This window comes from Streptococcus uberis, from assembly GCF_900475595.1.
In the GTDB taxonomy this organism is placed as follows: domain Bacteria; phylum Bacillota; class Bacilli; order Lactobacillales; family Streptococcaceae; genus Streptococcus; species Streptococcus uberis.
Map to the genome: position 1 here is coordinate 411,521 of NZ_LS483397.1, position 19,696 is coordinate 431,216.

Below are 19,696 nucleotides of genomic sequence, written 5' to 3' on the forward strand. Positions count from 1 at the left end.
AATATTATATGAAAAAAGAAGAACTTTTAGAAATTGTTGTTAAAGCTGCTGATGAAAAGCGTGCAGAAGATACTTTGGCGCTAAACCTAGAAGGCATCACAAGTTTAACGGACTACTTTGTGATTACTAGTGCTACTAATAGCCGTCAATTAGAGGCGATAGCTGACAACATTCGAGAAAAAGTTAAAGAACAAGGTGGAAATGCTAGTCACATTGAAGGTGATAGTGCATCAGGATGGGTTCTTTTAGATTTAAATGATGTTGTGGTTCATATATTTTCTGAAGAGCAACGCTATCATTATAATTTAGAAAAACTTTGGCATGATGCTCCAGTTGTTGATATTGCACCACTTTTAGCATAATAACAAATAAACAGTCTTGAATAGGCTGTTTTTTCAAAAAAAAGGATAGTTATGACGACATATGAAACATTTGCATCCGTTTATGATGCTATAATGGATGATTCACTCTATGATAAGTGGACTGATTTTTCTTTACGCCATTTACCTAAAACAAATGAAAAAAAGAATCTTTTAGAGTTAGCTTGTGGCACAGGAATTCAATCCCTACGTTTTTCTCAGGCAGGGTTTAGCGTTACTGGGTTAGATCTCAGTCATGATATGTTGGCTATTGCAAGAAAGAGAGCAGAAGCAGGTCATCAAAAGATTCACTTTATTGAAGGAAACATGTTGGATTTATCTGAGGTAGGGCAATATGACTTTGTTACTTGTTATTCAGATTCTATTTGCTATATGCAAGATGAAGTCGAGGTTGGAGATGTTTTCAAGGAAGTTTACAATTGCTTGAATCCGGATGGCATTTTTATTTTTGATGTCCATTCGACATATCAAACAGATGAGGTTTTTCCTGGCTATTCTTATCATGAAAATGCGGAAGATTTCGCAATGGTTTGGGATAGCTATGAAGATGATGCACCACATTCAGTTGTTCATGAATTGACATTTTTTATTAAGGATAACGACGGTCGTTTCACTCGTCATGATGAGGTTCATGAAGAAAGAACATACGATATTTTAACCTACGACATCCTTTTAGAACAAGCAGGTTTCAAATCCTTTCAGATATTTGCTGACTTTGAGGATAAGGAACCAAGTGAGAAAAGCCAGCGCTGGTTCTTTGTGGCACAGAAATAAGGAATTACTAAGGAGGTTTTATGGCTGTAACAGGTATTGTTGCTGAATTTAATCCTTTTCATTACGGTCATAAATACTTGCTTGAGCAAGCGGAGGGACTGAAAATTGTGGCCATGTCGGGCAATTTCGTCCAGAGGGGTGAACCGGCCATTGTGGATAAGTGGACTCGGGCTCAAATGGCATTGGAAAATGGTGCTGATATTGTGGTTGAGCTTCCCTTTCAAGTGGCTGTTCAGTCGGCTGACTATTTTGCGCAGGGAGCTGTCGACATTCTTTCTGCAATGGGTGCAGATACTTTGGCATTCGGCACAGAAGAAGACCTTGATTATAGTGAGATTGCTAGGATTTATGAAGAAAAAGCTGAGCAAATGACAGCTTTTCTAGAGACGCTAGATGATTCACTCTCATACCCTCAGAAGACACAAAAAATGTGGGAATCCTTTACAGGAATTGATTTTTCGGGTAATACTCCAAATCATATTCTGGCTTTAGCTTACGCAAAGTCTAGCGCGGGTAAGAATTTACGATTACAACCAATCAAACGGCAAGGCGCCGCATATCATTCCCAAGAGAAAAATCAGATGATGGCCTCCGCAACGGCCATCCGAAAACATATTTCAGACCGGACATTTGTGTTACAATCGACACCGAGTTCAGAGTTATTGCTTATGGCTCCACAAGTTAATTGGGAGAATTATTTTGATTTAGTAAGGTATCATATTCTGATTCAGGAACAATTGGATCATGTTTTTCAAGTCAATCAAGAAATAGCCAATCGTTTGAAATCTGCTATTCTGCAAGTTCATTCAATTGAAGAACTTGTGGACAAAGTGTCAACAAAACGGTATACTAAGGCACGTGTTAGACGAATTCTAACTTATATTCTAGTTAATGCAAGAGAAAATAACTTGCCAAATGGAGTGCATGTCTTGGGATTTACTGAAAAAGGGCAGGAGCACTTAAAAAAAATGAAGAAATCCATTTCTATTGTCAGTCGTATTGGAGCAGTTCCCTGGGACCAACAAACACAAACAGCAGATCGGATTTACCAGCTAGGGCACTCAGATATAAAGGAACAAAATTTTGGAAGAAGTCCAATTAGAATAGAAAAACTTGGTTGAACCAAGTTTTTTTCTTGTCCTTGACCCTAACCCTAGGTAATCGTTTATACTAGAGATAAGCTAGCTAAGATAAGGAAAGAAAGACAGAACGCTAACCGTTAAATAAGTTAGTCTACTAAGGGGTGTCACCATTTGAACCCTTTCATCATTATGATAAGATTGGTCTTCTAAAAGCGGCTCTAATTTAGGACAATGGCTATCCTTATTATGATGATGAGAATTTGCAAAGATTACAAGAGATATTTCTTATTAGAGAGTTGGAATTTCCACTTAAGGCTATTGATAAGATTATTAATCACAAGACTTATGACCGAAAAAAGGCTTAACGGACCACCATATTAAACTACTGGAATTAAAAGAAAGCAGGATAAACGTCATATTAACTTATGCTAGAACATTAGAAAAAGGAGTAGTCACAATGTCATTTGAAGTTTTTAAAGACAAAGAATATAAAGAGTTCCAAGCTGAGGTTAAGGAGCGCTGGGGCTCAACTCAAGCTTATGCTGAATTTGAGGAGAAAAAAGACAAAGTAAATTATCAGGCGGTCAGCCAAGAGATGGCGGCAATTTTCGCCCAATTTGGGGCCTTAAAAGATTTAGGAGCAGACCACGAAAAGGTGCAAGCTCAGGTTAAAATATTGCAAGATTATATAACTGAACATTTTTATACCTGTACTAATGACATATTAGCTGGCCTAGGACAAATATATATGTCGGATCAACGCTTTAGTGAGAATATTGACCAAATGGCTGGTCCTGGTACATCGGCCTTTGCCTCTCAAGCTATTGCCATTTATTGTCAAGATTAATTAAAGATGATATGATAATTGTAAAATGACTTAGGAGAAAAAAATGACTGAATTATCCCCACTACAATGGACCTTTATTTCAGAATGTCAGATTCCTGATGACGTTCGTGATATTCTTGTTTCCGGTGAAGAGCCAATTGCTGCTTATAAGACTATTCGTGACACAGCTATTTTTACTTCAAAAAGACTGATCGTTAAAGATGCTCAAGGTTTAACTGGAAAAAAAGTAGAGACGTACTCTTTACCATACAAATCAATTAACATGTGGTCAACTGAAAATGCAGGAACTTTTGATTTTAACTCTGAAGTTGAGCTTTGGACAAGAGCTGGCCATATCAAAATTCAATTAAAACGAGGCATCGACATTCGCCGATTTGATCGTGTTATTGCCAGCGTTCTTTTATAAATAATTATTCAAAGTGCCATAAAAAATGGCACTTTTAGCTTTTGGAAAAAGGAGATTATCATGACAAAAATTGCGATTACAGGTGTGACAGGCAAACTTGGTGGCTTCTTAGCTGAAGAATTGGCGCAAAAAGGTCTTGAAGCCCGCCATTTAGCCAGAAGTCCAGAAAAGGCTAAGCAATATCCAAAGGCAGAGATTAGGCAGTCTTTCTATGATGACTCTGAGCTAACCATTGCTTCCTTGAACGGGGTAGATGTTCTATTTATGGTTTCGGCTCGAGAGAGCCAGACACGCCTTGATGAGCACAAAGCCTTTTTGCGTTCTGCCCAAAAAGCTGGCATTAAGCATATTATCTATACCTCATTTATGGATGCAAAACCCAACTCAACTCAACCTTTACTCTGGCCCACGATCATGCTTGGACCGAGGCCTATATCAAAGAATTAGGCTTTACCTACACCTTTTTGAGGGATAATTTTTATCAGGATATGTTTTTGGAAATAGCTGAGCAGTCTAGCTTATTAAGAGGTCCAGCAGGGCAAGGAAAAGTTTCTGCAGTTCTTCGTTCCGATGTGGCGGCTGTTGCTTTAAGAATCCTCCGAGAACCCGCAAAATGGGAAAATCAAACCTTGAACTTAACGGGACCGCAAGCCTTATCTCTAGAGGAGATGGCTACTTTATTGTCCCAGTATTTAGGAAAAGAAGTTACTTCTTACGATGAAGGGAATGAAGAAGCTTATGAGTGGCGTAAGCAGTGGCCAGTTGAAGACTGGCAATATGATGCTTGGGTATCAACCTATACAGCTATTGCCAAAGATGAATTATCTATAGTCTCTAATGACATTGAAAAGGTCTTGGGTAGACCGGCAACTTCTTTGGAAGACTTCTTGAAAAATCGTTGATGGATTTTTCAGCTTTTGGCAGTTAATTTCCATTTTACCAATTGTCCTCAAAGTGCTATAATAATAGAGTTAATGGATAGCTCTGCTATTTGCAAAAAGAGCATTAAAAATATATTTCTAACGAGGAGAATCCAATGGGACGTAAATGGGCAAATATTGTTGCTAAAAAGACTGCAAAAGATGGTGCAACTTCAAAAGTATACGCTAAATTTGGCGTAGAAATTTATGTAGCTGCTAAGCAAGGAGACCCTGATCCGGAATCAAACTCAGCCTTAAAATTTGTTATTGATCGTGCAAAACAAGCTCAAGTACCTAAGCACGTTATTGATAAAGCTATTGATAAAGCAAAAGGAAACACTGATGAAACTTTCGTTGAAGGCCGTTACGAAGGTTTTGGACCAAACGGTTCAATGATTATCGTTGATACTTTGACATCAAACGTTAACAGAACGGCAGCTAATGTTCGTACCGCTTATGGAAAAAATGGTGGTAATATGGGAGCTTCAGGTTCAGTTTCTTACATGTTTGACAAAAAAGGAGTCATTGTCTTCGAGGGAGATGATGCGGATACTGTCTTTGAACAATTGTTAGAGGCTGATGTGGAAGTTGATGATGTTGAAGCAGAAGATGGAGCAATCACTGTTTACACTGCGCCAACTGATTTGCATAAAGGGATTCAAGCTCTTCGTGATAATGGTATTGAAACATTCAAGGTCACTGAACTTGAAATGATTCCTCAATCAGAAGTCACTTTAGAAGGTGATGACTTGGCAACATTTGAAAAATTGGTTGATGCCCTAGAAGCTGACGACGATGTTCAAAAAGTGTACCATAACGTTGCAGATTTTTAAGAAATCAGTTGAAAGAGTTGATATCATCAACTCTTTTTTTGTGTGATAGAGAACTATTATCATAGCGATAGTGAATCACTATTAGTCAGTACGATTCAGAGATGGTAAAATAGAGCAAACTAATAAAGGAGCAAAATGATGACATTGAAAAAGAATTTAGGGATCTTGAGTCTTACGTTGGGAACCTTAGCCATTTTAGCGGCATGTGGCAATAAAGCGTCAAACAATTCGGGAAAAGAAGAGGTCTTCTTTGCAACAGTAGGTACAACGGCACCTTTTTCCTATGAAAAGGATGGAAAATTAACTGGATACGATATTGAAGTTGCCAAAGCAGTCTTTAAAGATTCTAGTAAATATAAGGTAAGCTTTAAGAAAACGGAATGGTCTTCAATGTTTACTGGACTTGATTCTAGCAAATACCAGATGGCAGGAAATAATGTATCCTTTACCAAAGAAAGGGCATCAAAATATCTCTTTTCATACCCAACAGGTACCACTCCATCAGTATTAGTCGTGCCAAAAGATAGTAACATAAAAACTTACGACGATATAAAAAATCATTCAACTCAAGTTGTGCAAGGAACCACAACAGCGGCTCAACTAGAAGACTATAATAAAAGTAATCCTGATCATCAAGTAACCTTAAAATACACAAATGAAAATATTACGCAAATTCTAGCCAATTTAAATGATGGTAAGGCTGACTTTAAAATTTTTGATGCCCCTACGGTTAATACAATTATTAAGAATCAAGGGTTGGACCATTTAAAAACAATTCCTTTAGAAAGTAAAGAACAACCTTACATTTACTTTATTTTTGGACAAGATCAGAAAGATTTACAGAAATTTGTCAATAAACGCTTAAAAGAACTTCAAAAAGATGGTACTCTGCGACAATTAGCCAAAGAGTATCTTGGTGGAGAGTTTGAACCCCAAGCAGATCAACTAAAACTACCATAATAAAACAAAAAACTTCCTTATATTTAAGGAAGTTTTTTAATGACAATATAACTGCTTTGACAACCTATAGTTTTAAGCTATACATATAACTAAAATTTATCAATTTGAAAACTATACCTCAATGAGATACAATAATGACATTACAAATTGAAAAGAGGAATCTCAGATGTCATATAAAAAAATTCTCGGACTTATTGGACTTACATTAGTCTCTTCAGTATTGGTTGCATGTGGTAGTGATCAAAATGATAATAAAACCTTAACAGTAGGTGTGATGACCAAGACCTCATCAGACGATGCTAGATGGAAAAAAATAGAATCATTATTGAAAAAAGATGGCATCAAACTCAAATATAAAGAGTTTACGGACTATTCTCAACCCAATAAAGCTGTAGCAAATGGAGAAGTTGATATTAATGCATTCCAACATTATAACTTTTTAAATAATTGGAATAAAGAAAATAAGGAAAACTTAGTTTCTATTGCTGATACTTATATTAGTCCAATTCATCTCTTCTCTGGAACAACTCAAAAAGGCAAAGCTAAGTACACAAGTGTAGAAGATCTACCAAAGGGTGCACAAATTGCTATTCCAAATGATGCCACAAATGAGAGCCGTGCTCTTTATGTCTTACAGTCTGCGGGTCTGATTAAATTAAATGTTTCTGGCGACAAATTAGCCACAATAGCAAATGTCACAGAAAATAAAAAAGATCTGGATATTAAAGAATTGGATGCAAGTCAAACTGCACGTTCCTTAACATCAGCAGATGCAGCAATCGTCAATAATAGTTATGCCGTTCCTGCAAAAATTGACTATAAAACGTCTCTCTATAAAGAAAATGTCGATCAAAATTCTAAACAGTGGGTCAACATCCTAGCAGGGAAGAAAGATTGGGAAAAATCCGATAAAGCAGCTGCTATTAAGAAATTAGTCAAAGCCTACCATACGGATGAGCTTAAAAAAGTTGTTGAAGACACATCAGAAGGCATTGATGTTCCAGTTTGGTAAAAAATAGTTTGATAAGGCTAAGACCTAGAGTCTTTGCCTTTATCACTTTTTAGAACTTGAAAATAAAATGGACTATTTTAGGTCACATAAAGGGAGAGTTTGAGATGAATCAAAAGACAAGTCAATTGAGTCAAAAAATATTTGAAAGCAATCCTGTCATTACGTTTTACATTGATAAGTTAAATGAACTACTATCCATTAAATCTATTTTTGCCCAAGATGTGGGTCTGGAAGAAGCAGCCAATTTTTTGTCGTCACTTTTTAAAGAGGCCGGTGCAGAAGTAACACTGGATAAGAGTTTCAAAGCACCTTTTCTTATTGCACGCTTTAAGAGTTCATCTCCCAATGCCAAAACGCTGCTTTTTTATAATCATTATGATACAGTTCCTGCAGATTCTGACCAAAAATGGCACTTTGAACCTTTCACATTAAGTATTAAGGAAAATAAGATGTATGGTCGAGGAGTAGATGATGATAAAGGGCACATCATTGCTAGGCTGACAGCTGTTATCAATTATTTGAATAACCATAAAGACTTACCAATAAATGTGACCTTTATTATGGAAGGTGCGGAGGAGTCGGCATCTGTTGACTTGGAATCCTATTTATTAGCTCATCAAGAAGAGTTGTCAAAAGCGGATCTTTTAATTTGGGAGCAAGGGATTAAAAATGAGAAGAATCAATTAGAATTGACAGGTGGTAATAAGGGCATTTTGACATTTGACATGGCTGTTAAGAGTGCAGATAGTGACATACATTCAAAATATGGAGGAGTTGTGGATTCTGCCACTTGGTACTTGTTAAGAGCTATTTCAAGCTTACGTGATGATCAGGGACACCTTTTGGTTGATGGCATTTATGACAAAATCAAGCCTGCAAATCAACGTGAATTAGCTTTAGTGGAACAATTCGCCGTCGAAAACCCAGAAATTGTGAAAAAACTTTACGGACTTAGCCTACCTATGTTACAATCAGACAGACGTGCATTTTTGAGACGTTATTATTTTGAACCATCTGTAACCATACAAGGTATTTCCTCTGGTTATTTGGGGAGTGGGGTTAAAACCATCATTCCTTCCTATGCTTCTGCTAAAATGGAAATCAGATTGGTTCCTGGTCTTGATCCGAAAGAGGTTTTTGAAGCTGTTTCAAACCACTTGCGTGTCCATGGATTTGGTCTTGTGGAACTTAATTATACCTTGGGTGAGAAAAGCTATCGAAGTGATTTATCTTCGCCAGAAGTTAAAGCCTTGATTGATCTAGTATCACAAAATCATCCAGGAGGGGTTTGTTTGTTACCAACTTCGGCTGGAACAGGTCCGATGCATACGGTATATAGTGTTTTAAAGGTACCAATGGTTTCTTTGGGCATGGGAAATCCAAACAGTTCGGACCATTCAGGAGACGAAAACGTTCTAATTTCAGACTATCTAGAACATATCACACTTATTGAGGAGTTAATAAAAAGTTATGAGTGAAACCATGATTCAATTAGATCATATTGATATCACTTTTCATCAAAGAAAGCGCCAGATTGAAGCTGTCAAAGATGTTTCAATCGCTATTAATAAAGGGGATATTTATGGGATTGTTGGCTATTCAGGAGCAGGTAAGTCCACTTTGGTACGTGTCATTAATCTCCTTCAGATACCAACAGCGGGAACCATTACTGTGGACGGTGATAGAACTTTCATGGATGGAAAAGTTCAATTATCAACTCAAGAATTGCGTCAGAAAAGACGCGACATCGGGATGATCTTCCAGCATTTCAATTTGATGGCCCAGAAAACAGCCCGTGAAAATATTGCCTTTGCTTTAAGGCATTCAAAACTGTCAAAAGATGACATCAATCAAAAAGTAAATGAATTGTTAGCCTTAGTCGGTTTATCTGATCGTGCTGACAATTATCCCGCTCAATTATCTGGTGGTCAGAAACAAAGAGTTGCAATCGCGCGTGCTTTAGCAAACAATCCTAAAATCTTGATTTCTGACGAGGCGACATCAGCTTTAGACCCCAAAACAACTAAACAAATTTTAGCCTTATTACAAGAATTAAATCGAAAATTGGGATTGACTATTGTGATGATTACGCATGAGATGCAAATTGTTAAAGACATCTGTAATCGAGTTGCAGTTATGCAAAATGGTAGTCTGATTGAAGAAGGATCTGTTTTAGATATTTTTTCAAATCCTCAAAGACCATTAACTAAAGAGTTTATCACAACAGCTACTGGTATTGATGAGGCTTTGGAGAAAATTAATCAACAGGAGATTGTTCAACATCTTCCTAAAGATGCTTTACTAGTACAATTGAAGTATGCAGGTACCTCGACAGATGAACCCATTTTGAACCAAATTTATCGTCAATACGAAGTAACTGCCAATATTTTATATGGGAATATTGAAATTTTGGATGGTGTACCTGTGGGTGAAATGGTGGTTGTTTTAGAAGGTCAATCTCAAAATATCAAAGCAGCGGAAAAAGCATTGGTTGCTGCAGGTGTTTCTATTACAATTTTGAAGAGAGGGGCATAAATGTCTGAGTTATTACAAACTTATTTGCCAAATGTATATCAATTGGGATGGACAGGTGATGCTGGTTGGGGATTAGCCATTTGGAATACCCTTTATATGACTGTCGTTCCCTTTATTGTAGGCGGAGCCATTGGACTTTTTTTAGGTTTAATGTTAGTTTTAATGGGTCCAAATGGGGTAATTGAAAATAAAGCAGTTTGTTGGGTATTAGATAAATTTACTTCTATTTTTAGAGCTATTCCCTTTGTAATCTTAATTGCTATCCTTGCAAGTTTTACCTACATGATAATGGGGACAACGCTAGGAGCAACAGCAGCTTTAGTTCCCTTAACATTTGCGACCTTCCCATTTTTTGCGCGCCAAGTTCAAGTCGTTTTCTCAGAGCTTGATAAGGGTGTCATTGAAGCTGCCCAAGCTTCTGGAGCTACTTTTTGGGATATTGTTAAGGTTTATCTTGGTGAAGGGTTACCAGATTTGATTAGAGTATCAACAGTCACTTTGATTTCCCTGGTTGGCGAGACAGCCATGGCTGGCGCTATTGGGGCAGGTGGACTTGGGAATGTAGCCATTTCTTACGGATATAATCGATTTAATAATGATGTCACCTGGGTAGCGACACTTATTATTTTGCTGATTATTTTTGCTATTCAATTTTTCGGTGATTGGCTAACCAAGAAATTTAGTCATAAATAAAGCTAAGCTGATTTACTCAGCTTAGCTTTTTTTTATTTTTTTGATAAGAAGACTCATCACTGTTCCAATTATTGCAAATGGAATCCATCCTAAAGCAAATTGTCCAAGTGGCACCGTTTTTTCAAAAAATTGAGATAAGAGTGTAGGAACTTGAAAGAGTCCTGTCATTTTTGAAAGGGTTGATAAAGCATCATAAAGAGCAGGAATCGTAGTGAATAAAACTGTTATTCTATACACGAGGGCATCATTACCAAAGAAGTCCTTACATAGAACCAGAAATATGATGACAATGGTGAGAGGATATAAAAGGTAAAGAACTGGTGCAGACCATTTAATAATTTCATTTAAACCACCAAAATAAAAGAAGGTTGAAACAAGTGTAAAGAGACTTGCCCAGACAAAATAGGAAACTTTAGGTAGAAGTTTGTGGAAAAACTCAGCACTTGATGAGATAAGCCCAGTGGAAGTGGTTAAACAGGCTAGAAAAATGATAATGGCTAAACAGGTTTGCCCCAATCTGCCTAAATAAAAGTGAGCTGCATGGCTTAAAATTTGTCCTCCATTGACAGGGCGGTGATGTAATGTAAAATGACCATCTGAAAAAGAAAAGAGGTTTTGTGAAGTTGCACCAATACGGCCAATAAAAATGTAGACAAATGCTAAAAGCCCAATAGCAATCAGACCAGAAATGAGAGTCATTTGTGTAACTTCTCTATCTGACCTTGCTCCAAATTGTTTAACAGCATCTATGACAATAATGGAAAAAACTAAGGAAGCTAAAGCATCCATTGTTCCATAACCTTGGATTAATCCAGCCATAAAAGGAAAATCTTTAAAAGCATTATTAATTCCTGAATCCACATTGATGCTAGTGCCATAGGATCCTGCCGGATGTAAAAAGGATGAGATAATCAAAATAGCAATAACGATGAGAAGCGTAGGTGTTAAAAATTTCCCAATGTTTTCAGCTAAACGACTTGGACGAATAGCCAGATAATAAGATAGACCAAAAAAGAGCATGGCATAGAGACATTTGATGATAATGTTATCCCCAAAAATGGGTGCGATACCAACCGAAAAGGAAGTAGCTCCAGTTCTTGGTATGGCAAAAAAAGGACCAATTGATAAATATAATAGTGAAGAATATACAATTGCGAACCATTTTGAAATTGGAGCGGAAAGACTTTTGACATCTTCAGAACCAGATTTTGAAATAGCGATGACACCAAGTAAGGGCAATGAAACTCCTGTTAAGCAGAAACCTAGGATTGACCAAATAAGATTTTTCCCAGAGTATAAACCGAGAAAAGCAGGATAAATCAAGTTTGCAGCTCCAAAAAAAAGTGCAAAAAGCATAAATCCAATCATAATATATATTTTATGTTGTTTCATAAGACTCTTTCTAGTATTGTTTGTTTTGAATTTTCTAACAATTCAACCAACTAATTTAGAAAAAACGACATTTGCTATTATATCGAAAGAGTCTATATTCGTCAAGTATTGATAAATCAGGCTAATTTCTTGTTGTCAAAATAATCAGTTATCTTAAAAATTGATAAAGCATTTGAGGCAAAAAAAATAAGATTCAAGATCTTGAATCTTATTTTAAATAACCTAAATAATCAAATTTTTCAAAGGTGTGATCATTAGCAATAGCTGCTAAAATAGTATGTTCTTTTAAAGGTTCTATTGGGTTAACATTTGGATTTAAATTACCGTCTTTTTCAAGACGAGTACCGATGATATTTAACTCGTATTTTTGCCTAATGTCAAGTTCTGTAAGAGACTTTCCAACCCAAGATTTGGGAATTTCAAAATTAATAAGGGAAATACCATGTTCTAAATAAATGATACTTTCGATATGACGTTTTAAAATATTGGAGGCAACGCGTTTACCAGAATCTCTTTCTGGTGTGATAACTTTTGTGGCTCCAATACCATAGAGGACCTCTTCAAAAGTTTTATTTTTAGCTTTGGCAATAATAACTGGGACTTTTAATTTTTTACAATGCATGATGGCTAGAACTGAGGATTCCAGATTATTCCCAGTAGCAATCACAACAATATCACACTGGTCAATACCAATAGCTAATAAAAAATCTTTATCAGTCATATCCCCGACAGCGGCCTTAGTAACAAAGTCACCTATTTCGTCTACATAATGTTCATTGGTATCAATGGCAATTACATCTTGATCAAACTGACTCAATTGCTTAGCAACTGTTCGACCAAAAATACCAAGTCCTAGAACAGCAATTGTTTTTCGTTTCATTTTTATCTCCTTATCCTACTAATATATCAGTTGTTGCATATCGTATCGTTTTTTCTTTTCGTGCAATTAAACTCAATAAGAATGTAATAGGACCAACTCGTCCAATAAACATCAGTAACATAATGATAATCCTACCTGGAGTTGATAATTTTGGAGTTACATTCATTGTGACGCCGACAGTGTCAATAGCAGAGATGGCTTCAAATAATAAGGCGACAGGATCAATGTAAGGTTCAACGGCTAACAGAAGAATATAACCTATGGTGAGTATTGTGAAGAAGAATATTAAGACTGACATGGTTTGTTTGACGGTTTTACTTGCAATCATCCGATGATGAAAGGTTACTTGAGATTGTGCTTTTAATTCAGATTTTAACAGTAAAAAGACAATCGCAACTGTCGTCACTTTAACCCCACCTGCTGTACCCCCTGGAGCTCCTCCAATAATCATTTGAATCATGTATAAGAAGTTGGTTGGGGCTAAAGTGTCAGTATAGGAAAGGGTAGCAAAACCTGCGGTACGCATGGTGACTGTTTGGAAAAAACTAACCATCAATTGTTGCCATAGATTATAGTTTGCAATGGTATTAGGATTATCTTTTTCCAAAAACCAAGTGATTAAGGTACCTGTAATTAATATAATAAGTGTTGTTTGTAAAATCAGACGTGTTTGATTGGACAACTTTTGATAAAAGAGGCCATGACATTTTGGTTTATCATAAAAATAACGTTTTAAATTATTAGAGAGGTCATACCATACTGCAAAACCAATACCACCAAAAATAATGAGTAATGCAACGACAAAATTGATGGTAGGGTTGACGACAAAATCCGTCAAGCTGTTGGAACCAAAGTTATCAAAACCAGCATTACAAAAGGCAGACACAGCTAAGAAGAGGCTATTGAAGATACCATTCTTTAACCCAAATCGAGGAATAAAATCTGTCAAGATGACCAGAAATGCAATGCTTTCAATAGCAAATGTTACCTTATAAGCAAAGAAAAGGTAATGTTTGAGATTTGTACTATCATTTCTATTGAGGGCGGATTGTAATAAGGAATGGCCGGACAAATCCATTTTCTTTTGCAATGCAAAAGTACTAAAAGCAATCAAGGTAACTAATCCCAGTCCACCAATTTGCATTAAAATAATAGCAACCATCTGACCAAAACCGTTGTATACTTCAGAGATAGGGATTACTGAAAGTCCGGTTACACAAACCATTGAGACAACATTAAACAAATGGTCCAAATAGACAGACTCACTAGCATTTTGGTATTGAAAGAATGGAAGTGACAACAAGATACTTCCAATTAGAATCACCAAGGCAAAACTAAAGGTAAGCCGTCGTGTAATTGACCAGGTTCTAATCCATGAAAAAAACATAATGCCTCCTAAAATGTATCACTTTCATCATATCAAAAAAGAATGAAAAAAGCTAAATCAATATCTTTAATTTAGCTTTACAACAGTTATAATGGTTTTTTGTTAGGAGTGCCAGCTTTACGTGGGTATTTTCTAGGAGTTTCTTTTTTCTTTTCAACAATCGTAATATACCTAGAATCACCATTTGGAAGCTGATAATGATTGTTTTCAATAACTTGTGAGAACAAAAGTTTCAATGCATTTTGAGCGTCGGTTAATTCTTGATCGACGGCTTGAGCTTTTAATGCTAATAATTTTCCATTGAGTTTTAAAAAAGGAATGGTTAATTCGGATAAAATCTGCATTCGAGCAACTGCACGAGCCGTGACAATATCAAACTGAGCACGGAAGTTTATATCTTGCCCAAAATCTTCTGCCCTCCCGTGAAAGAAGTGAACACCTTCTAAGTGTAAGACTTCTGAAAGTTGTTTTAAAAATGTTATACGTTTGTTTAGGGAATCAATAATGGTGATATCTAATTGTGGATAAATAATTTTCATCGGGATACTAGGAAAACCTGCCCCTGCCCCAATGTCCAATAATTTGATAGGTTCATTTTTGATATAGCCATGTAAAATTGGCGCGATGGAATCATAAAAATGTTTTAAATAGACGTCATTTTTTTCTGTAATAGCTGTCAAATTTATTTTGTCATTCCACTCGACTAATGTTTGAAAATAGATGTCGAATTGTTCCTTTTGAAAATCATTGAGATGAATATCAAAATCTTCAAGAGCTTTGTAAAATACTTCGGGTGTCATTTTCTGCCTCAATCTTTAATTTTAATCTATTTTAACATAAAAGACAGGATAAAAAAATCATTCTTATCAGATAATAGGGATGTATATAGTTGCTATTACAGCAGAAATTGCTATAATTGAGACAAACGACATAAAGGAGAAAAAAGATGCCAATGTTTTTAATTATTTTAATCGTATTAGGACTGTTAGCGGTCTGGGTAATGATCAATTACAATAGCTTGGTGAAAAGCCGAATGCATACTAAAGAAGCTTGGAGTCAAATTGATGTACAATTAAAAAGAAGAAATGATTTAATTCCTAATTTAATTGAAACAGTAAAGGGCTATGCCGCATACGAAGAAAAAACCTTTGAAAAGATTGCTGAACTTCGTTCACAAGTAACCCATGCAGCAACTCCGGTTGCAACTATGGAGGCGTCAAATGAACTCACTAAGCAAGTTGCTAGTTTAATAGCCGTTGCTGAAAACTATCCTGAACTAAAAGCCAATACAAACTTCTTGAAACTTCAAGATGAATTAACCAATACGGAAAATAAAATTTCTTATTCCCGTCAATTGTTTAATACTACAACGTCTCAATATAATATGAAATTAGAAACATTTCCTAGCAATATTGTTGCAACTATTTTTGGATTTAAACCAAGTGAATTTCTTCAAACGCCAGAGGAAGAAAAAGCAGTTCCTAAAGTTGATTTTAATGTTTAAAAATTCATAAGACTGATGAGGAGAAAGGGAGTAGATGCTTTATCAACAAATTGCACAAAATAAACGAAAAACCATTTTCTTAATCCTTGCATTTTTCTTCTTGTTAACAGCTATTGGAGCAGCAGCTGGTTATCTATTAGTTGAATCTTATCAGTTTGGAATCGTCCTTGCCCTTATTTTGGGTAGTATTTATGCTTTTAGCATGATTTTTCAATCTACTAATGTGGTCATGGGAATGAATAAAGCTCGTGAAATCACAGTTGATCAAGCACCAGATTTTTTTCATATTGTTGAAGATATGGCAATGGTAGCACAAATTCCTATGCCCAAAGTTTACATTATAGATGACCCATCGTTAAATGCCTTCGCAACTGGTTCAAGTCCAGAAAATGCGGCAGTTGCAGCAACAAGTGGTCTTCTACAAGTGATGAATCGTGAAGAATTAGAAGGTGTTATCGGTCATGAGATCAGTCACATTCGAAATTATGATATCCGTATTTCCACAATAGCTGTTGCTTTGGCAAGTGCCATTACGTTAATTGCAAGTATGGGTAGTAGAATGATGTGGTATGGAGGAGGACGACAACGTCAGAATGATCGTGATAATAGTAGTCTGGGTATTGTCTTCTTAATTTTTTCACTGCTCTCTTTGATTCTTGCTCCGTTAATTGCAAGCATGGTTCAACTGGCTATTTCACGTCAACGTGAATACCTAGCTGATGCTAGCTCAGTTGAACTCACTAGAAATCCAGAGGGGATGATCAGAGCATTGGAAAAATTGAGTCAATCCCAACCGATGTCACATCCAGTTGATGATGCTAGCTCAGCATTATACATTAATGAGCCACAAAAAAGGGAAAGCCTTTCTTCGCTGTTTAGCACTCATCCACCAATCGCAGATCGAATTGAACGATTACGTCACATGTGAGAGTTTAAGGAAATCTTAAGCTCCTCTTTTTATGATTAGTTTAAATTAAATTATCAGTAAACGATTCGATATTCTAACTTTTTTAATGAAATGGAATTGGTTTAACCCTATTAAGAAAATAAAAAGCCAGATTCAGTTTATTTTTAAAGAAAAAAGTTGACAAAAGGAAAAAATAATAGTAAAAATAAATTAGAGTTTTATTAGGAGAAAATATGATTTTTATTTCAGACTTGAAAAAGAAACAAGAGCCTGTTCATTTTAAGGAATCGCTTGATATTAAAGATAAACTTTTGGAACGAAACAAAGATATCCTTGATATCAAAGACGTCCTTGCAATTGGAACTGTAAGCTATGAAGAGGGAATATTTCTGTTAAACTATCATCTTAGTTACACCCTAACCATGCCATCAAGTCGATCAATGAAAGCAGTAACTCTTTATCAAGAAAATGATATTAATGAGTTATTTATTGAAGAGAGTCAGGTCACTCAGAATAAGGATATCGTTGAAGAAGAACTCGTCCTAATTTTATCTGGAGAGACGATTGATATTGAAGAAAGTGTTATTGATAACATTTTATTAGATATTCCGCTTCAAGTTTTGGCCCCTGAGGAAGAAAATTCTGTTGACATGCCAAAGGGAAAGGAATGGACTGTATTAACAGAGGAACAATACCAATCTATGAAAGCTGATACGGCGAAAGAAAATAACCCGTTTGCAAGTTTAAATGGATTGTTTGATGAATAAAACTGACTATTTAAGAAAATTGTAATTTTTAATTGAAATATAGTTATTACTTTGGTATACTCTATACAGTATCTGATTAGTTTATGACATGCTTGTTTGAGAGTATTTAATGGATAGACATCTTTGTCCCGAACTAACGGATGATAAGACTGTCTATGGACAAAAAATAAGTGTGAACCTTTCATATATAAAAATAAAAATTGAAGGGAATAAGGAAAAAATATGACAAAGAAAATTTTAATCGTTGAAGATGAGAAAAATCTTGCGAGATTTGTATCTTTAGAATTACAACATGAAGGTTATGAAGTAACAGTCGAGGTAAATGGGCGTGAAGGTTTAGAAACGGCTCTTGAAAAAGACTTTGATTTAATCCTTTTAGATTTAATGTTACCTGAAATGGATGGTTTTGAAGTGACACGTCGCTTACAGACTGAGAAAACAACCTATATCATGATGATGACTGCACGTGATTCTATCATGGATGTCGTGGCAGGTTTAGACCGTGGTGCGGATGATTATATTGTTAAACCATTTGCCATTGAAGAGTTATTAGCACGTATCAGAGCGATTTTCCGTCGTCAAGACATTGAAACAGAGAAGAAAGCTCCCAATCAAGGAATCTATCGTGATTTAGTTTTAAATCCACAAAATCGTTCAGTCAACCGTGGTGATGATGAAATTTCATTAACAAAACGTGAATATGATTTGTTAAATATTCTTATGTCAAATATGAACCGTGTTATGACACGTGAAGAATTATTATCAAACGTTTGGAAATATGACGAAGCAGTGGAAACAAATGTTGTTGATGTCTATATTCGTTACCTTCGTGGAAAAATTGACATGCCTGGAAGAGAGTCATACATTCAAACAGTTCGTGGAATGGGATACGTAATTCGCGAGAAATAGAAAATGAAAAAAGAAATTCAGAAGAAACAAAAGTATAAAAGGTCACTTCCAAAACGACTTTCTAATTTATTCTTTGTCCTCTTTTTCTGTATTTTCTCTGCCTTTACTCTGATTGCTTATTATTCAACCGACTATTTTTTAGTCAAAAAAGAAAAGCAGTCATTGACACAAACCGTTAATTTAGTTAGAGTTCGTCTTTCGGAGGTGGACTCTAATTTTTCATTTGATAACCTGGCAGAAGTTTTATATAAAAATGATAAGAGTAATTTAAAGATTGACTCATCAGGTGATTCTGATATTATTAGAAGTCATAGAGATATAACTAATATATTAGATGCAAAACAAGAAATCTATATTTATAATGTAGAGAAACGGATGATTTTTACAACAGATGATGAAGAATTTTCTTATCAATTAGAAGGCCCACTAAATAAAGTCTTTACTGATGCTGTTGAAAATCAATACCGTGGCTTTTCAATCATCAAAAAAGTTTATTCTAAGAAAACGCAAAAAGTAATAGGTTATGTGCAAATCTATCAAGATTTAGAAGACTATTATGTTATTCGGGCTCGCTTACTGCTATGGTTGATTTTTGTGGAATTATTTGGCACATGCTTAGCCTATCTCATCATTTATTTTTCAACTCGAAAATTTTTAGAACCGATTAAAAATCTACATGAGGTTATGAGAAATATTTCCAAAAATCCCAATAACTTGGCCTTGCGTGCTCATATACAATCTGGTGATGAGATTGAGGAGTTGTCTATCATTTTTGATAACATGTTAGACAAGGTGGAAAATTATACGACCTTACAATCACGATTTATTAGTGATGTCAGTCATGAGTTGAGAACACCAGTTGCTATTATTAAAGGTCATATTGGTCTCCTTCAGAGGTGGGGAAAAGATGATCATGACATTTTAGAAGAGAGTCTTTCGGCAACCGCACATGAAGCAGACCGCATGGCTATTATGATAAATGACATGTTGGATATGATACGTGTTCAGGGGAGTTTTGAAGGTCATCAACACGATACCACACAATTGGAATCTTCTATTGAGACGGTTATTGGTAATTTCAGAGTCTTAAAAGAGGACTTCACCTTTAACTGGACACCAAGGGACAGCAAGACGCTTGCTAGAATTTATAAAAATCATTTTGAACAAGCTTTAATGATTTTAATCGATAATGCTATTAAGTATTCAAGAAATGAAAAAGTTATTTCAGTTGATTTAGACTGTGATGACCAATATGCTATATTGAAAGTATCTGATCGAGGTGAAGGCATCTCAGAAGAAGATATCAAGCATATCTTTGAACGTTTCTATCGAACGGATAAATCACGAAATAGAACTAGTACTCAGGCTGGATTAGGAATTGGCTTATCCATTCTTCAACAAATTGTCGAAGGCTATCATCTATCCATGAAAGTTGAAAGTCAGTTGAATCAAGGTTCTACTTTTATTATTTTCATCCCATTAGCTCAGCAAAAAGGGATTGAATAAAA

Annotated in this window: 19 protein-coding genes and 2 pseudogenes; 17 read left to right on the forward strand and 4 right to left on the reverse strand. The window is 35.6% G+C overall.

What is annotated here, in order from left to right; translation table 11 throughout:
* The first annotated feature begins 8 nt into the window (after nucleotides 1–8).
* The 12 genes and pseudogenes from rsfS (at nucleotide 9) to DQM95_RS02400 (ending at nucleotide 10,442) form a co-directional block, all read left to right on the forward strand.
* Nucleotides 9–362: a ribosome silencing factor gene (gene rsfS / locus DQM95_RS02345; RefSeq protein WP_012657895.1), complete on the forward strand. Its 354-nt coding sequence runs from the start codon at nucleotides 9–11 to the stop codon at nucleotides 360–362.
* A 51-nt stretch (nucleotides 363–413) separates the two neighbouring features.
* The gene (locus DQM95_RS02350) at nucleotides 414–1,154 is read left to right on the forward strand and encodes a class I SAM-dependent DNA methyltransferase (RefSeq protein WP_037592468.1); all 741 of its coding nucleotides are present in this window, start codon (nucleotides 414–416) and stop codon (nucleotides 1,152–1,154) included.
* Between the two features lie 20 nt (nucleotides 1,155–1,174).
* The gene (locus tag DQM95_RS02355) at nucleotides 1,175–2,275 is read left to right on the forward strand and encodes a nucleotidyltransferase (protein ID WP_037592463.1); all 1,101 of its coding nucleotides are present in this window, start codon (nucleotides 1,175–1,177) and stop codon (nucleotides 2,273–2,275) included.
* Between the two features lie 130 nt (nucleotides 2,276–2,405).
* Nucleotides 2,406–3,083, forward strand: a pseudogene (locus tag DQM95_RS02360) (MerR family transcriptional regulator).
* A 43-nt stretch (nucleotides 3,084–3,126) separates the two neighbouring features.
* Nucleotides 3,127–3,489, forward strand: coding sequence for a PH domain-containing protein (locus tag DQM95_RS02365; RefSeq protein WP_012657898.1), 363 nt, complete (start codon nucleotides 3,127–3,129; stop codon nucleotides 3,487–3,489).
* 60 nt (nucleotides 3,490–3,549) lie between these two features.
* Nucleotides 3,550–4,391: pseudogene (locus tag DQM95_RS02370) on the forward strand (SDR family oxidoreductase).
* 134 nt (nucleotides 4,392–4,525) lie between these two features.
* The gene (locus DQM95_RS02375) at nucleotides 4,526–5,242 is read left to right on the forward strand and encodes a YebC/PmpR family DNA-binding transcriptional regulator (RefSeq protein WP_012657900.1); all 717 of its coding nucleotides are present in this window, start codon (nucleotides 4,526–4,528) and stop codon (nucleotides 5,240–5,242) included.
* 138 nt (nucleotides 5,243–5,380) lie between these two features.
* On the forward strand, nucleotides 5,381–6,202 hold the full coding sequence (locus DQM95_RS02380) for an amino acid ABC transporter substrate-binding protein (RefSeq protein ID WP_041817550.1): 822 nt from the start codon (nucleotides 5,381–5,383) through the stop codon (nucleotides 6,200–6,202).
* A 166-nt stretch (nucleotides 6,203–6,368) separates the two neighbouring features.
* Nucleotides 6,369–7,214, forward strand: a complete 846-nt coding sequence (locus DQM95_RS02385; protein WP_012657902.1) for a MetQ/NlpA family ABC transporter substrate-binding protein — start codon at nucleotides 6,369–6,371, stop codon at nucleotides 7,212–7,214.
* Between the two features lie 104 nt (nucleotides 7,215–7,318).
* Nucleotides 7,319–8,692, forward strand: coding sequence for a M20/M25/M40 family metallo-hydrolase (locus DQM95_RS02390; RefSeq protein WP_046393297.1), 1,374 nt, complete (start codon nucleotides 7,319–7,321; stop codon nucleotides 8,690–8,692).
* Nucleotides 8,685–9,749, forward strand: coding sequence for a methionine ABC transporter ATP-binding protein (locus tag DQM95_RS02395; protein WP_037592461.1), 1,065 nt, complete (start codon nucleotides 8,685–8,687; stop codon nucleotides 9,747–9,749). The genes DQM95_RS02390 and DQM95_RS02395 overlap by 8 nt, the downstream gene beginning before the upstream one ends.
* The gene (locus DQM95_RS02400) at nucleotides 9,750–10,442 is read left to right on the forward strand and encodes a methionine ABC transporter permease (RefSeq protein WP_012657905.1); all 693 of its coding nucleotides are present in this window, start codon (nucleotides 9,750–9,752) and stop codon (nucleotides 10,440–10,442) included. It begins immediately after the preceding gene.
* Between the two features lie 21 nt (nucleotides 10,443–10,463).
* Here the strand turns inward: DQM95_RS02400 and brnQ are convergent, their stop codons facing one another.
* From brnQ to rsmG, 4 genes are all read right to left on the reverse strand, one after another.
* Nucleotides 10,464–11,834, reverse strand: coding sequence for a branched-chain amino acid transport system II carrier protein (gene brnQ / locus DQM95_RS02405; protein WP_037592460.1), 1,371 nt, complete (start codon nucleotides 11,832–11,834; stop codon nucleotides 10,464–10,466).
* Nucleotides 11,835–12,042: 208 nt separating this feature from the next.
* Nucleotides 12,043–12,714 (reverse strand): potassium uptake transporter gating subunit KtrA, encoded by a 672-nt coding sequence (gene ktrA / locus DQM95_RS02410; RefSeq protein ID WP_012657907.1) that lies wholly within the window; start codon nucleotides 12,712–12,714, stop codon nucleotides 12,043–12,045.
* A gap of 10 nt (nucleotides 12,715–12,724) precedes the next feature.
* A complete protein-coding gene (ktrB, locus tag DQM95_RS02415) occupies nucleotides 12,725–14,116 on the reverse strand; it encodes a potassium uptake transporter channel subunit KtrB (RefSeq protein ID WP_269441091.1) in 1,392 nt (463 codons plus the stop codon).
* A gap of 71 nt (nucleotides 14,117–14,187) precedes the next feature.
* The gene (gene rsmG / locus DQM95_RS02420) at nucleotides 14,188–14,901 is read right to left on the reverse strand and encodes a 16S rRNA (guanine(527)-N(7))-methyltransferase RsmG (RefSeq protein WP_012657909.1); all 714 of its coding nucleotides are present in this window, start codon (nucleotides 14,899–14,901) and stop codon (nucleotides 14,188–14,190) included.
* A 146-nt stretch (nucleotides 14,902–15,047) separates the two neighbouring features.
* Here rsmG and DQM95_RS02425 point away from each other — a divergent pair, with 146 nt between their 5' ends.
* The 5 genes from DQM95_RS02425 to DQM95_RS02445 all read left to right on the forward strand — a co-directional run bounded on the left by DQM95_RS02425 (nucleotide 15,048) and on the right by DQM95_RS02445 (nucleotide 19,694).
* Nucleotides 15,048–15,605, forward strand: a complete 558-nt coding sequence (locus DQM95_RS02425; protein ID WP_012657910.1) for a LemA family protein — start codon at nucleotides 15,048–15,050, stop codon at nucleotides 15,603–15,605.
* A gap of 34 nt (nucleotides 15,606–15,639) precedes the next feature.
* Nucleotides 15,640–16,533 (forward strand): zinc metalloprotease HtpX, encoded by an 894-nt coding sequence (gene htpX / locus DQM95_RS02430; protein ID WP_012657911.1) that lies wholly within the window; start codon nucleotides 15,640–15,642, stop codon nucleotides 16,531–16,533.
* Between the two features lie 212 nt (nucleotides 16,534–16,745).
* Complete coding sequence (locus tag DQM95_RS02435) at nucleotides 16,746–17,279, forward strand: YceD family protein (protein ID WP_012657912.1); 534 nt, start codon at nucleotides 16,746–16,748, stop codon at nucleotides 17,277–17,279.
* Between the two features lie 222 nt (nucleotides 17,280–17,501).
* Nucleotides 17,502–18,188, forward strand: a complete 687-nt coding sequence (covR, locus tag DQM95_RS02440; RefSeq protein ID WP_012657914.1) for a two-component system response regulator CovR/CsrR — start codon at nucleotides 17,502–17,504, stop codon at nucleotides 18,186–18,188.
* A 3-nt stretch (nucleotides 18,189–18,191) separates the two neighbouring features.
* Complete coding sequence (locus DQM95_RS02445; RefSeq protein WP_037592457.1) at nucleotides 18,192–19,694, forward strand: HAMP domain-containing sensor histidine kinase; 1,503 nt, start codon at nucleotides 18,192–18,194, stop codon at nucleotides 19,692–19,694.
* Nucleotides 19,695–19,696: the final 2 nt, after the last annotated feature.

Bases quoted from the DNA above. Each gene is read 5' to 3' on its own strand.
- rsfS (WP_012657895.1), top strand. From the start codon at position 9: ATGAAAAAAGAAGAACTTTTAGAAATTGTTGTTAAAGCTGCTGATGAA.
- DQM95_RS02350 (WP_037592468.1), top strand. From the start codon at position 414: ATGACGACATATGAAACATTTGCATCCGTTTATGATGCTATAATGGAT.
- DQM95_RS02355 (WP_037592463.1), top strand. From the start codon at position 1,175: ATGGCTGTAACAGGTATTGTTGCTGAATTTAATCCTTTTCATTACGGT.
- DQM95_RS02365 (WP_012657898.1), top strand. From the start codon at position 3,127: ATGACTGAATTATCCCCACTACAATGGACCTTTATTTCAGAATGTCAG.
- DQM95_RS02375 (WP_012657900.1), top strand. From the start codon at position 4,526: ATGGGACGTAAATGGGCAAATATTGTTGCTAAAAAGACTGCAAAAGAT.
- DQM95_RS02380 (WP_041817550.1), top strand. From the start codon at position 5,381: ATGACATTGAAAAAGAATTTAGGGATCTTGAGTCTTACGTTGGGAACC.
- DQM95_RS02385 (WP_012657902.1), top strand. From the start codon at position 6,369: ATGTCATATAAAAAAATTCTCGGACTTATTGGACTTACATTAGTCTCT.
- DQM95_RS02390 (WP_046393297.1), top strand. From the start codon at position 7,319: ATGAATCAAAAGACAAGTCAATTGAGTCAAAAAATATTTGAAAGCAAT.
- DQM95_RS02395 (WP_037592461.1), top strand. From the start codon at position 8,685: ATGAGTGAAACCATGATTCAATTAGATCATATTGATATCACTTTTCAT.
- DQM95_RS02400 (WP_012657905.1), top strand. From the start codon at position 9,750: ATGTCTGAGTTATTACAAACTTATTTGCCAAATGTATATCAATTGGGA.
- brnQ (WP_037592460.1), bottom strand. From the start codon at position 11,834: ATGAAACAACATAAAATATATATTATGATTGGATTTATGCTTTTTGCA.
- ktrA (WP_012657907.1), bottom strand. From the start codon at position 12,714: ATGAAACGAAAAACAATTGCTGTTCTAGGACTTGGTATTTTTGGTCGA.
- rsmG (WP_012657909.1), bottom strand. From the start codon at position 14,901: ATGACACCCGAAGTATTTTACAAAGCTCTTGAAGATTTTGATATTCAT.
- DQM95_RS02425 (WP_012657910.1), top strand. From the start codon at position 15,048: ATGCCAATGTTTTTAATTATTTTAATCGTATTAGGACTGTTAGCGGTC.
- htpX (WP_012657911.1), top strand. From the start codon at position 15,640: ATGCTTTATCAACAAATTGCACAAAATAAACGAAAAACCATTTTCTTA.
- DQM95_RS02435 (WP_012657912.1), top strand. From the start codon at position 16,746: ATGATTTTTATTTCAGACTTGAAAAAGAAACAAGAGCCTGTTCATTTT.
- covR (WP_012657914.1), top strand. From the start codon at position 17,502: ATGACAAAGAAAATTTTAATCGTTGAAGATGAGAAAAATCTTGCGAGA.
- DQM95_RS02445 (WP_037592457.1), top strand. From the start codon at position 18,192: ATGAAAAAAGAAATTCAGAAGAAACAAAAGTATAAAAGGTCACTTCCA.